The 12,142-nt window shown below is 58.4% G+C and carries 12 protein-coding genes and 2 pseudogenes; 3 read left to right on the forward strand and 11 right to left on the reverse strand.

Annotated elements, in window-relative coordinates; all coding sequences use genetic code 11:
* Positions 1-437 precede the first annotated feature (437 nt).
* Positions 438-1,415, forward strand: a pseudogene (locus NKJ20_RS25500) (IS110 family RNA-guided transposase); the annotation flags it as partial.
* Positions 1,416-2,792: 1,377 nt separating this feature from the next.
* Here the strand turns inward: NKJ20_RS25500 and NKJ20_RS25505 are convergent.
* Together NKJ20_RS25505 and NKJ20_RS25510 are read right to left on the reverse strand one after the other, a co-directional pair.
* Positions 2,793-3,017, reverse strand: coding sequence for a hypothetical protein (locus NKJ20_RS25505; protein WP_352747870.1), 225 nt, complete (start codon positions 3,015-3,017; stop codon positions 2,793-2,795).
* A 386-nt stretch (positions 3,018-3,403) separates the two neighbouring features.
* Positions 3,404-3,580: a hypothetical protein gene (locus NKJ20_RS25510; RefSeq protein WP_352747873.1), complete on the reverse strand. Its 177-nt coding sequence runs from the start codon at positions 3,578-3,580 to the stop codon at positions 3,404-3,406.
* Positions 3,581-3,758: 178 nt separating this feature from the next.
* Here NKJ20_RS25510 and NKJ20_RS25515 point away from each other — a divergent pair, with 178 nt between their 5' ends.
* Positions 3,759-4,109, forward strand: a complete 351-nt coding sequence (locus NKJ20_RS25515; protein ID WP_352747874.1) for a hypothetical protein — start codon at positions 3,759-3,761, stop codon at positions 4,107-4,109.
* Positions 4,110-4,821: 712 nt separating this feature from the next.
* Here NKJ20_RS25515 and NKJ20_RS25520 read toward each other — a convergent pair.
* The 4 genes from NKJ20_RS25520 to NKJ20_RS25535 form a co-directional block, all read right to left on the reverse strand.
* The gene (locus NKJ20_RS25520; protein ID WP_352747875.1) at positions 4,822-5,034 is read right to left on the reverse strand and encodes a DUF982 domain-containing protein; all 213 of its coding nucleotides are present in this window, start codon (positions 5,032-5,034) and stop codon (positions 4,822-4,824) included.
* A 248-nt stretch (positions 5,035-5,282) separates the two neighbouring features.
* Complete coding sequence (locus tag NKJ20_RS25525; protein ID WP_352747877.1) at positions 5,283-5,525, reverse strand: DUF982 domain-containing protein; 243 nt, start codon at positions 5,523-5,525, stop codon at positions 5,283-5,285.
* 379 nt (positions 5,526-5,904) lie between these two features.
* The gene (locus NKJ20_RS25530) at positions 5,905-6,123 is read right to left on the reverse strand and encodes a hypothetical protein (protein ID WP_352747880.1); all 219 of its coding nucleotides are present in this window, start codon (positions 6,121-6,123) and stop codon (positions 5,905-5,907) included.
* A gap of 266 nt (positions 6,124-6,389) precedes the next feature.
* On the reverse strand, positions 6,390-6,620 hold the full coding sequence (locus NKJ20_RS25535) for a hypothetical protein (protein WP_023680941.1): 231 nt from the start codon (positions 6,618-6,620) through the stop codon (positions 6,390-6,392).
* 479 nt (positions 6,621-7,099) lie between these two features.
* Between NKJ20_RS25535 and NKJ20_RS34180 the strand changes: the two are divergent.
* Positions 7,100-8,009 (forward strand): annotated as a pseudogene (locus tag NKJ20_RS34180) (glycogen debranching N-terminal domain-containing protein); the annotation flags it as partial.
* Between the two features lie 177 nt (positions 8,010-8,186).
* Here the strand turns inward: NKJ20_RS34180 and NKJ20_RS25545 are convergent.
* The 5 genes from NKJ20_RS25545 to NKJ20_RS25565 form a co-directional block, all read right to left on the reverse strand.
* Positions 8,187-8,384 carry a hypothetical protein gene (locus NKJ20_RS25545; RefSeq protein WP_352747883.1) on the reverse strand — a complete coding sequence of 66 codons (198 nt, stop codon included), beginning with the start codon at positions 8,382-8,384 and terminating at the stop codon, positions 8,187-8,189.
* Between the two features lie 823 nt (positions 8,385-9,207).
* Positions 9,208-9,492, reverse strand: a complete 285-nt coding sequence (locus tag NKJ20_RS25550) for a PilZ domain-containing protein (RefSeq protein ID WP_023680838.1) — start codon at positions 9,490-9,492, stop codon at positions 9,208-9,210.
* A gap of 293 nt (positions 9,493-9,785) precedes the next feature.
* Positions 9,786-10,190, reverse strand: coding sequence for a TadE/TadG family type IV pilus assembly protein (locus NKJ20_RS25555; protein ID WP_352747886.1), 405 nt, complete (start codon positions 10,188-10,190; stop codon positions 9,786-9,788).
* Positions 10,180-10,620: a TadE/TadG family type IV pilus assembly protein gene (locus NKJ20_RS25560; RefSeq protein ID WP_352747889.1), complete on the reverse strand. Its 441-nt coding sequence runs from the start codon at positions 10,618-10,620 to the stop codon at positions 10,180-10,182. Before NKJ20_RS25560 ends, NKJ20_RS25555 begins: the two co-directional genes overlap by 11 nt.
* Positions 10,621-10,625: 5 nt before the next feature.
* Positions 10,626-11,822, reverse strand: a complete 1,197-nt coding sequence (locus NKJ20_RS25565) for a pilus assembly protein TadG-related protein (protein WP_352747892.1) — start codon at positions 11,820-11,822, stop codon at positions 10,626-10,628.
* Positions 11,823-12,142: the final 320 nt, after the last annotated feature.

A 12,142-nucleotide genomic window follows, 5' to 3' on the forward strand; every position in this document is an offset into this window, starting at 1 on the left:
GGTGAGTTGACGACAAAAAACATTCGCCAAATCAACCGAATGTACCACCACGCGATTGTCGTGGATAGGAACGCGATCGGCGGCTAACGGAACGTCGCATATGCGCCGTGACGACGGGCGGCCAGCAATCGTAGCGTAGAGTGTTGACGCGCCTTCCTTGCCGTTGAAGCTCTCGATGAAGCCGTATCCGGCATGATGTTCTTGGTGCCATCGTTTGTTCGGTCGTCAGGTTCGTTAAGCTTGGCGCATCCGGGCATCCGGGCCACGGGGCACCGGGAGCACGCAAGTGCGGGCAGGCCGTCGTATGCAGATGAACTGCGAGTTCGAGCACATTATCTGGCCGCCCCTACGACTCGCCCGGATGCGCTGCGAGTGCGGATCCGTATTTGTCGTGTTGCCCGCTCGCTCCCTGTTCGTGACCAACGATGGAGGGAACCGTGCGTATTATCGGCATGGACATACACCGCGTAACCGCCGAGGTCGTGTCGTTGCTTGATGGCAAGATCGTCAAGCTCGGCCGCGTTCAAATGCTGCGCAATAAGCTCGAGGAGTTCGCCAGGAAGGAACTCACCCACGATGATCATGTGGTGATCGAGGCCACGGGCAATGCTGCTGCCGTCGCTGAAGTGCTGTCGCCCTACGTCGATCGGATCGTGATCGCCAATCCCAAGCAGGTGCACATGATCGCGCACGCGAAGGTGAAGACTGACACGATCGACGCCACTGTCCTTGCGAAGCTCTACGCCTCGGGCTTTCTGCCGGAGGTCTGGGTTCCGGATCCGGGGACCCTTGCCCTCCGAAGACAGGTCACCAGGCGGACACAGCTGGTTCGCCAGCGTTCGCGGCTGAAGAACCTGATCCAGTCAATCCTCCACACCCACCTGATCCCGCCGTGTCCGCATGGGAACCTCGTCGGGATCAGCGGGCGCAAATGGCTGACGAGGCAAATATTGCCTGCGGATGAGCGCGCCGCCATCGAGCGCCACCTCGGCTTGATTAACCAGATCAACGAGGCGTTGACGGTGGTCGAGGCGGATATCGCCGTACATGCCCTTCAGGATCCGACAATCCGCCGCCTGATGACGTTGCGCGGCGACGTCACCGTGGCTGCGAGCGTTGCCGCGGCAATCGGCGACATACGGCGCTTCAGCGATCCACAGAAGCTCGTTGACTATCTTGGCCTCAATCCGAGCGTGCGGCAGTCCGGTGAGGGGCCAGCCTATCACGGGCGCATTACGAAGCAGGGCCGCGGCCATGCGCGGGGGATGCTGGTCGAGGCGGCATGGGCGGCTGTGCGATCGCCAGGACCTCTTCGCGCCTCCCACAAGCGGATCGCCTCGCGCCGCGGGAAGCACATCGCGGCCGTCGCCACTGCGCGCAAGCTTGCAATGATCATCTGGCACATGCTGAGCAAGGATACGGCAAAAAAGCCCCGGCGCTGGGTCGTTGCGCCGAGGCTTTGGGCACGTACAAGCTACACCAACATGTCCGTTTATAAACGTGTGCTAATAGCGTAAAAAACGGTGAACCACGCACAGACGGAAGGGCGCACGCTCAAAGCTGGGGTGAAGCGGCAATATCAGTGATGACAAGTTGCGCACCCTGATTGTTCCACCTAGCTTTCGACCGAATGAGGGGACGAGGATGCCGGCTGTGTTGATTTGCCAAGATGATGTACTCCGTCACCGCTCATGCCGATGAAGGGAGCCGGCTCGAACCGCAAATCTCGAAATGTTTAGTGATGGCCACTGGGACCCCGCACATTCGGGGATTCAAAGCTGATTTTCAGGTGGTGCTAAGCACGGCCGGCAAGGTGGAGACGATCACCGTTATGCTAGGTATGCTCATACATCGCGCTTTGCTCTGAGTGGCGGCCCAGCAGCTTGGGTTAGGGGGGCCGCTGGGCCTGACCAGCGAGCGTTCGGGAATGCTCGACTGGCTGGTTAGTATTTTAGATAAATCTAATATAATCGAACCATGCGAACGAAGTACGCGGCGGTAAGAAAGTGGCTGGCGTCCGATTCACTTACCGCGCGGTTTTGCCTTGGGTTCTGGCGAGCTTTCGGAGGGGTTTGCAGCCAATTTTGCAGATCGCCGATCTGTTACCCACAGGGACTTTTTCCTCGCCACCAAATCGTCACGATCGCCCTCAGCGGTCGCTCGGCTAAGCATCGCAGCTATGGCGTAGTCGGCTCTGTTGGTTCGATAGTCTTCTTTTTGGACAGTCATCGTTTGCTCCCAGTTTCATAGCCCCTCTTTTTGCCCTGGCGGGGAGATTAACTGCCGGTGTATTACGCGAGTCAATCGATTAAACGACCACTCCGCAGTCGCGAGGGCGGGAAGCAAGCCGACAATTTTAACGTTGAAACGGCGAGTGCCGGCAACACAGCCGCCCTTTCGTCGGGCTGCGTTGATCGCGTCCATGTTGCCCTTCAGCTCGCGAGCTTGGCTTCACCTGCCTTGATGTCTGTGTCGTCCATCATGCTGCCAACCGGCAAGCCAAGCCAAAACACGCCATCCACGTCATGGCGGGCCGTCCTGTGTTGTACGGCCATTATCGGCACGAGGTCGGAAACGTTCGGCTTCCAACTGGCTGCAGGACTTGCCCGCGTATACGCTGGACGAAACCAGCACGGGCTTGATGTCGGCTGGGCGAGTAGCGCAGCCCGACAAAACGCTGATGGCTACAAACGCACATAACTTGATTCATGCTTCCCCCAAAATGCCCGCGGCTAGCAGGCGCTGAGGGGAGGACGAAGTCTATTTGCCTTGACGGCATGCGGAATATATTCCTATTTTGCGGGATGCCGCACCCTCGCCGACACGAAGCCGTTTCCGAATATCACCTCGCCAAAATTGAACGACAGGCGTGGCTTCTGACGGTAGAACTCCGCGACGCGCAGTTGTCGCTCAAGCCATTTGGCGAGCATTGGGAAGCGATCGACCATCTGCATCGGGACATAAAGCGGGCGCTCAATCTGCTTAACAATAGGCCGGCGGACTACGAGGAGCCGCATTTCGCGCCTATGTCGCGAGGGTGAAGAACTAGCCTGTCAGTTTAGTGAAGTCGTGGCGCCGCGCGCGAACATGTGCCAGCAAATTCGTTTCGTTTACGACCCCTGATTGAAAGAGATTCAGCGTGGTCGAGGCCAGAATCTGACCGTCTATCGGGGTGCTGTACCATTTGGCGTCGGCGGTTACCTGGTCGACAACCCGCTGGCAGATCGCCCGATCTTTAGGTCTAAGGAACTGACTTTTCGGTGCTCGTAGCATCTCGACGCCTTGAAACGGGGAGTCACTGTCTCCCGCGGTCTCCGAGCATGGACCCTAAACGCATTCAGACGGAAAATTGCCATTCGTTTGAGTGGTACCGATGTCGCGTGGATAAGCGGCGGTCCGCGAGCTAATCCACCATGTCGCGCAGCGGCTTCTTGCGCTTTGGCGTCCTGTACTTCTCGACCAGCCTGACCTTGTCGATGTCGATCGTCACCAGTGGTGCCAGATCGACGGTCACCCTGCCGCCTTCCTCGTCTACGCGCGTGATCTCTCCGGTAAGCTCGATCTGCTGCCCCTTCTTCACCTTGGTATGATCGATGATCGAATGCGGAAAGCTATAGCTCGGAATCGAAACGTTTACGCACTGCTGAGGGACCCGTTTGCGAAGGCGGCCGGGATCGCCACCTCGTCACGAATGGAAATTCCGCGCGCCGTTCCATGAGTCTGGTGCGCTCGGTGCCTTACTCAAGATATTGCTAATTATGGATGAGCCCGCTTCCTCCAATCGATGGATGAAGCCGATCGTGGGCCGGTGCTATTTTGATGCATCGCGCGACTTACCCGACAAGAGCTGGCTCCAGGGGCAAAATATGAGCAAGACGACTCTCATTGCTATCGCAATCCTCGCGATCAGTGTCGGCTGTGCCGAAGCCAAGGACCGTAAGGTCGAAACCGCGACGCTCGGCACGTACGCCAATTCGAAGAACCTGCCGGTTTGTACCGCGGCAAGCTCACTCTTCGAAGTCCTCGGTGATAAATGTTTTCTCGTCACAGGTTCGATGATTTATGGCGACATCGCCGAACTCTCCCGGACAATCACTTTGAGTTGGTAGCCGAAGCAACAACCTCCCAGCGCGGCCTCCATTCTCCGGTATGAAGTTGCGTCACAGGGGCTGCCTTCGCCCAGATATCGACCCAGTCGTCGCGCGTCGCCAATACCGGCGCAATCCCCAATCACCACGGGCCTCTCCAATATTCTTATGCCGTCCGCACCTGCGGTCGAGCGTGTCGCGCCAACACAGCAGCGCCTCTGCATCATTTGGGCAACCCAACGCATAGCTCCGGTCCGGAAACTCGCTTACGCGTTTCATCGTCCATTCGGCAGTGAAAAATTAGGCCGACTGGCAGTGCTCAGAATCGCGTAGCTGTCCTGCGATCCGCTCGGAGAGGATGGCGAGTGGTTGCGGCGACTGCGCCTCAAGCTGGCTGGCGACCGCCGTCTACAGCCCGCTGCTGCGGAGCGGCGCTGACGCTGCGTTCGTCCGGACCGTCGCAAGACCGCTTGATTGTATCCGGCCTGGAGACAGACAACCGCCGGCGCAACCTCACCTGAAAGCAAAAGACAATATCGATGACCTCCAACAGCTATGCTCCCAAGGGTTCAAGCGCCCGCAAACATTCACCATGCCAATTTCGCCATCGCCGCTTCGATAATGACGGCGCCATCAATTTCATGGAGCAAGCTTTGCCGCCAAGGGGGTTCTGCCCGATGGCGGCGACCAAGCTCGTGCATACCTCGATCACCACACCAAGACCCTGTACCTCCTACTCAGGGGAGAGATACACGTTGGCCTCCTTGGCAGCCGCCTCAAAGGCTTCACGCACCTCTTGGGGGGAGGCGCTGCCCTCGAACGCATCGACGCAGGATTGGACCGCCTTGGTCCACTTCGGGCCCTTTGTGTCCCACCCCATGAGTTCCTCGGCGGCTCCCTCGACGTGGCTGACCCCATTGCGAATGCCCGGACGTTTCGTCTTCACGTAGACCGGGAGCGAACCAGAGAGGACCCATAAGGGGGAACTTAGAGCGCCAAGAGCCCGCTGACCAACCCCGCTTTAGCCGCAGCTAAGGAACGATGTAGGCCCTCGCGGGTTTAGAGCTTGCAGCGGTCGATTCTTGGATGTGCAGCCGCTGTGGAGGTCCGTCGCCTTTCTCACGGGCGGCGGGCTCCTTTCGCGAAGGCGGTGTTGGTCAGAGAACCTTTACCGCAACTCAAGTTAGCTACTTGTCATTGGGGGGAGTAATGTCCCTCCTCTTTTGCAGCAGCCAGGAATGCCTTGCGGGCCTCCTCGGGTTCCATCTCATCGAAAATCACGGCCATGCAAACGCGCACCGCGAGATCCCAGCAAGGGCCACGCTTGGTCCACTTCATCAGCTCCTCGCCGGCTGTCTCGGCGTTGTTGACGTTGCGAATGAACCCGGGACGCTCGGTCTTGACGGGGACCGGAGGGTTGAACCAGTGGCGAGCCATGAAGGGGCCTTAGGGCGGCTAGCGGGTTTCCTCACTATAAACCGGCTCAGCGACGAGGACGGCTAACCATTTGTTAGGGATGGTCTGAGTCCGTGACGGGTGTTTCCAAACGTTCATCGACGTTTGTCCGAGCGGTCGGTACGAAGCCGGTATGCATCATCTTCCGGTGGGTGTCGCCCTAGTCATTTCGCTTGTAGTCGGTCTAGCCGTTGCGGCGATCGCCTCAAAGGACCATTCGGAAATCTGCGGCATCCGATGCTTATTCGTCCTCGGCGAGAGCGTTAATGTGAGGGCTGTCACGCCAAGGCCGGAATGTCGAGAATGAATGGCAGCACACGGTCGCCATTGCCAGGTCACGACAAGCGAAGTTGGCTGACAGCTACTCCTGGGCGTCGAAAGCCACGCAGAGGCCCATGGCAGTTGCTGCCTCGACGATCGCCTCGGTTAGTTCTTCGTCGGAGGCCACCAAATAAGGCGCAGCCTCCCGAGCTTCGCGTAGTGCCGCTTTGATCGAGACCGTGTCGCGACGGTCCGCCCTGTTGAGGAGTACAGTAATTGCTTGTTCTAGAAACGGACCGACCCTTCGCGCGACGCTCATCCAGCCCTCCCCAGGGACACGCCGAAGGGTGACTCTACTCCCTACCTGAGCGGCATCAAGGCCATGTACGAATTGTACAAATTGGTACGGCGCTGGGCCGCGACAGTCAGGAATGTTTGTAGAATTTCTGTGGTGGGGATCGGACACCGGCTCGCCATGCTCCTCCTCGATCCTATTGACGCGCCTCGAGCCGCCTTTCTCCCACAATCCCAGGTCGGTCTGTCCTGACGTACACCGCAGGGGAGGACCAATGGGTTGCCATGAGGCTATTCGCGAAGGTCGAACGCGACGAACATGCCAAAGGTTGGGGCAAGATCGACAATAAGCTCCACCAGCTCGCAGTCACTTTCTGCCAGATGCGGGCCGTCTCGGCGCACCGCTGCGATAGTCTCTTTGACGGAGATGATGATTTGGCCGCGCCGGGCTCGTAAAATCAGCTCTTCAACAAGCTCATTGGCAGTCACTTTGATGGGTCGGCAGTTCGTCCAAACGTTCATACCAGGCCTCCCACCTCAGCGAGAACCCACGCGGAACATTCATGACCCTCTGTCGGGAAAAATCAAGGGAATGTTTGTAGGAAATTTCCAAGAGGGGATTAGAGAACAAGCACGCAGCGAGCCTCTGTACTCTTCCGCTTTGACGCTCACCCAGCCGGCTAGGGACCTTCTTCCGTCGGGGCCTGTTTGGCCCGATCAATAGCCGCAAGTAATGACTGTAGGGTTGGCGGCAGTTCTGGTTCGACCCCCAGATTTAAGAACGTTTGTACGTGATGCCGATAGCCTTCGGAACGGATCAGTTTCCGAAACGCTTCGGAGACAGACTGATGGTCTGCTTTGTTGCTCGTTGTCATGTTCGGGAAGTCCGTCCCAATGAGCCGCAACTCGCCCGCAACGAAAGGGTTCCATCAGGAGGTCGGAATATTTGGTAGAAATTTCTGAGCGGGAGATCGGATAACTGGCTCGCGCGAAGACCCCCGTTGCTCGAGCGCATTACCTTCACCAACTACTTCGCGCGCGAGATTGCGTTGCCGGTCCGTGTCGACTTCGATGCCGATTTCCGAGACATGTTCGCGGTGCGCGGCACCACGCGTAGCCATCGCGGTCGTGCCCATGACGCGCTGATTGGTGAGGCAAGCGTCACATTTCGGTACGAAGGGCTTGATAATGTGGGGCGCCAGTCGGTCATTGCGGAGCCGGATCAGGTGCATTCCAGTTACGCCGAGTTCCGCATTGTCGTGCCGAGCCGTGACCGCAGGATCCTCCATCTGGATGGTCGGTCACGGCGAAGAGATTCCGTCCAGTGACCGGTTTCGTGCCGCCGCTGCGCGAGCGCGATGTGCGATTCGCTCAAAGCGCCGGCAAGGCGCCACCGTTTTCAGTTCCGGACGCGTATTCAATGACTGGCTGGCCCGCACACGTGCCGACATCGCGCTCCTGACAACCGACCTCGAGACGGGACCATACCCGTATGCCGGCATTCCATGGTTCTCAACCGCCTTTGGTCGCGACGGAGTCATTTCCGCCTTGCAAATGCTCTGGCTCAATCCCGAGCTTGTCCGTGGCGTGCTGGCGTTTCTCGCCCGCTACCAATCGACCGAGACTTCCGTCTTCGGAGACGCGGACCCAGGCAAGATCATGCACGAAACGCGCAAGGGCGAGATGGCCGTGCTTCGCGAGTTGCCGTTCGGCCGACAGGACCGGAGACGAGGACTTTGTCGATCGCATTTGGGAATCACTGGGTGCTGCCACGGCTTCGATGGAAGAGGTCGGAGCCCGCAACGGGGAGGGGTTCGTTACCTACAGCAGGGCAGCGGATACGGGCCTCTTCAATCAGGGCTGGAAGGACAGTGCCGATGCGACTTCCATACCGACGGTACTATTCCCAAGTTCTGTTGGCGCCGCGCGCGCGATCGCATTTCGAGGCAGTGGAGCGCATGGCCCATGACAGGTTCCTCGCACGCACCATGAGCCGCGCTCACCGTCTGTCGACCTGGTTGCCGCCGTGCTTGAGCGCGAGTGGTGCCGGTGGCCTGAAGGTCGCGACGAATGAACCGCCGGCCCAGTTCAACTCGCACGACGTCCTTCAAAGCTGGGGGGATTGATCTTCACCAAGCGGTCTGCGGCCTCGACCGCAGTTCGTATCCTGCTGCACAGCGCGAGATTTTCGGCCAGCATTTCTTCAGTGCGTTGAAGTGCGAGCTCGGTCCGGTGGATGCGCTGCCTGGCATTGGCAACTTCCGATGTCAAAATATCGACCGCCATCCCGTGGCCGTGGGGTTCCATAGTGTCCATGGGTTTCTAATACATGGGGGGCGATATCGTTCCATGATGTCGGGCGAAACGGCGGGCCGCAGAAAAGCGCGATAGGCCGAATGACCAATGCGCTCCCTGTCAAAACAGCGGACGCTGAGGAAGATCACAAGGGAAGCACTAAGGCGCAACTCAACCTCAAAGCGAGCGGTCCGTTCTTTTGGAATTTTGTGGGCTGGTCGACAAATTGCACGAGGTTCCCTGATATGACAGGCACTCTGACCCTGTCGTTCCCAGTCAGGCAAATGTCGCCGTCGTCTCGACGGACCAAAACCATCACCTTTCGGACCGATCACGTGACGATTCGCGACGGCATGAAAAGATGACGGCGGCACCCGCTAGCGGGTGCCTTGTCGGTGCTGCAGGCCGCAGGCCGAAGCAAGGGGGAGGCCGGTTTTCTGCTTGTGGGGAACAGCGCCCTTTATTCCCCAGCCCAATACCGAGCAGGTGCGCGACAAACGCAGGCGTGATGAATGCGAGCAGTTCCACACGAGCAGAGCGACCCCACCAGCGCCGCATCCTCGCGACGACTCGGACCGTCTCGAAATGCACGAGCACTGTTTAAACCATCAGGACGGTGGAGAGGGCGAGAGCAGTAGCTATTCTGAAATCTCCAACGATGGTCGGCAAACCGATAATGGAAGCGAGCAGTCAGTCGGCGCCAGAATGGTTGTCGGCCACCTAAGTCGAAGAAATTCTGGAGGAGGAACAAGGCGTCCAAAGAACGGGGTCAATCACCGCCCAGCATACGGCTACCAGGTGTGGTTCAGGGGATTTAGCCGTAGTGCCAGTGCGGCTTTGGCTCGGTGCCGGTGAACATGACGCCGATGCGGTCTTCGCGACGCCAACGAACCACCGCCTTGTAGGCGATGCCGTCGGTCGGCACATAGAGCAGGAATTCGTCGGGGACGCGAGCGTCGATCGAGGCCTTCAGTTCGGCGCCGCCGGCATGCATGTTGCGCACCGTGCACGTGACCTCGGAATGGGTCATGCCGGTCAGGATTGTTGCGCCCTTGAAGACGCGCTGCCTGCGTTGGCGCCTCTGTTCGTCTTCAGCCATTTCGCCTAATTCCCGGCGTCTGTCGCTTCGTGTAGCTTTTGGTCTGCCAGATAATTGAGCTTGGCTGATGAACATAGCGTTATCGTCAGAGGCGGCGTGACATGCGGGATCGGTTGTGGAAGTACGTTTCAGGAGCATGCCGGCCTCCTACCAAAGGGCTTGCCAAGGCCGCCGGCGACCCCAATGGGTCAAGCCGGGGATCAAAGCCCGCGTGAAGCACCTTGCGGCAAGGAAGAGCTTCGCTGCAGGTTTTTTGATGGAGAACTAGCTGCGGCGTCCGACTAGAATGAGCCTTATGTTCCAATCAAAGGAACCGTGACGGTTGTCGCATAATTAATCGGATACCGGTCGAAATACGGGAATTCGATCACGAACGCATATTTGGCGGTCAGATGGGCCATTCGAAAGCCGCCGCTGGGGGCGTCGATTGCTATTGTTATGTCGACATCGCTTAAGCCCAAACTCAGCAATTTTGCCGTGGCTATCGCTTTTATCTCGGCTTCGGTCAGCGAGTTCTTCATTTGCAGCGCTCGTGAGGACGTTTCCAGAGTATAGCGAACACTCGACATGGCATTCAGAGCCCAGCCGAATGCGAAGATGCCGATCAAAAGCATTATCAGAATAGGCGCGATCAGCGCGAACTCCAGTGCGGCTCCGCCTGATGCCTCACGTATGAAGGCTCTCCCTTTAGCGAACACGTATCACCTGTTTGTGGCTGAGCTCGCGCGAGAGGGAAAACTCGCCAAAACTGAAGGGCGGGAGCCAGGTGGCCGTCGCCTGTATTTCGACGAAAACCGCGGGAGCTTTCAGACTGTCGCACAGGACAGATGGATCGACCACGGTGATCCCGCACATATATTTCCGGCTCAGCGTCACCTGCGCGTCATCGGGATGATTATCCCAGCTCGAAAGGGCGACGGCTTGGGTAGCCGTGTCGTCGGCTGCCCCTTGCATCACGAGGTTCGCCGCCGTTTTGACGCCCGCACGCATCGACAGCGCGCTTGATACGAAAGACCAGCCGTTAATGACGCCAAGAAGTACCAGGCAAAGGATCGGCACAATCAGCGCAAACTCTACCGCAGCAACACCCGAATCGCTCCGGAAGATCCGGACTGATAACCGTTCCACGAAGATTACTCCACAAGCCGAACGGATTGCGTCGCCGGAATATTACGCATTCCGAGGCTCGTGCAATCCTGGCTGATGCTCGTGTTGCCGGACCACTGCAAGGTACCGGCGACGACCTGCGTGCAACCACCCTTGCCAGAAAAATTGCCGAGATAATTGACGTCCTGTGTTGGAAAATACAGAGCGCCGGTCAAAAGCGAGTCCGCCGTGCCATTGAACGTGTTCGATCCCGTCAGGTTACCTCTGTCGCCGTAAAACAGGACACCGGAATACGTGCCCGACGTGGGTGCACTAAGCTTGACGGTGGCGTTGCCGTTCATGCTGACGCCCGAGCTGCCGGCCAGATAAATGATGACTCCGGCGCCGGAAACATTGGCGTTCGCGTTCGCCTTGAAATCACCGCCTTGAATGACGTACACGCCGGGCGCGAGCGCAACATTGCCGCTCAAGCTCAGCCCGCTGCAGTATGTCCCGGGGTTCAGGGTCGACAATTTCGAATTTTGACAGGGGGTTGTGGCTGGTGGCGCCAGCAGGTCGGCAAAGGGATCACCAGCGGGTAAGGCCTGGGTTATCGGGCTGGCGCAAACAGTCGTCACAGGGTTGTTCAACGAAACACCGCCGGCCGATATCAGGCAGTCGGCCTGAAGGTTTGCCGATCCCTGAAGCTTGATCGCATCGGCGGCAATGGAATTGGACATGACGGAGCAGCCGGTCATTTTTATGGTCGAACTGCCGGAAAACAGCGCCGCTCTCGGGGCGGAACGATTGAGCGACAAAGCGCAGGCCTTTGAGGCGTCAGTGATAAAAGCCACCGCTCTTGCCCGTGCGCCGATCGCGTTTTGCGTGAATATCGATGTGAAAAACCGATCGAGGGTCTGATGAACGATGACCTCGACGGCCTTTTGGGCGACATTCGGGCCAGAGGACGGGGGAGTGAAGATTTCGATTGTGCCTGTTGACGGGTCCCAGCCGTTCGTCGTCGCTGACAGTGTCGCGGCGGCGACTATCGTTGGCTTGTCAGATCCCGAAACCTTTTCCAAAGCGCCAGCATAGGCTGCCGCATCCGCCACCGCCTGTAATTTCAGGCTGCTAAAATACCAGTAGGAGGTCTCGATACCGAGACCCGCTGCGCCGACGACAATCGGCAAAGATAGGGCAAAAATAGTAGCAACGTTGCCGCTCGTCCCGACGCCTCGTCGCAAACACCGAACCAACCGCCTCGATATGGGGCGCCCCATTTCCATGGGGTATTTAACGAAAGATGGATGAAGGAATGGCTAAGAATTGCGCTCCATTTGATATATCCGCTCCTTGGCGCGGCCGGCACAAGTTTCCGCGGCCGCACTCGGCGAGCACGCTGCTGGTCGCTGGCCCTCTCTTCAACCGGCGGCGCCAGTCGCGTATCGGGTTAGCGTTTCCAGTCTCGATGATTGACTTTGCGAGTGTTTCGCCCTCGTGGATGGGCTAACGGCCATAGCCGCGACAAATGAAATCAGATTTGCGCCAGCGCAAAGCGTGCACG

This window comes from Mesorhizobium sp. M0185 (genome assembly GCF_040322175.1).
Classification (GTDB): Bacteria; Pseudomonadota; Alphaproteobacteria; order Rhizobiales; family Rhizobiaceae; genus Mesorhizobium.

Bases quoted from the DNA above. Each gene is read 5' to 3' on its own strand.
- NKJ20_RS25505 (WP_352747870.1), bottom strand. From the start codon at position 3,017: ATGCGGCTCCTCGTAGTCCGCCGGCCTATTGTTAAGCAGATTGAGCGC.
- NKJ20_RS25515 (WP_352747874.1), top strand. From the start codon at position 3,759: ATGGATGAGCCCGCTTCCTCCAATCGATGGATGAAGCCGATCGTGGGC.
- NKJ20_RS25525 (WP_352747877.1), bottom strand. From the start codon at position 5,525: ATGGCTCGCCACTGGTTCAACCCTCCGGTCCCCGTCAAGACCGAGCGT.
- NKJ20_RS25530 (WP_352747880.1), bottom strand. From the start codon at position 6,123: ATGAGCGTCGCGCGAAGGGTCGGTCCGTTTCTAGAACAAGCAATTACT.
- NKJ20_RS25535 (WP_023680941.1), bottom strand. From the start codon at position 6,620: ATGAACGTTTGGACGAACTGCCGACCCATCAAAGTGACTGCCAATGAG.
- NKJ20_RS25545 (WP_352747883.1), bottom strand. From the start codon at position 8,384: ATGGCGGTCGATATTTTGACATCGGAAGTTGCCAATGCCAGGCAGCGC.
- NKJ20_RS25550 (WP_023680838.1), bottom strand. From the start codon at position 9,492: ATGGCTGAAGACGAACAGAGGCGCCAACGCAGGCAGCGCGTCTTCAAG.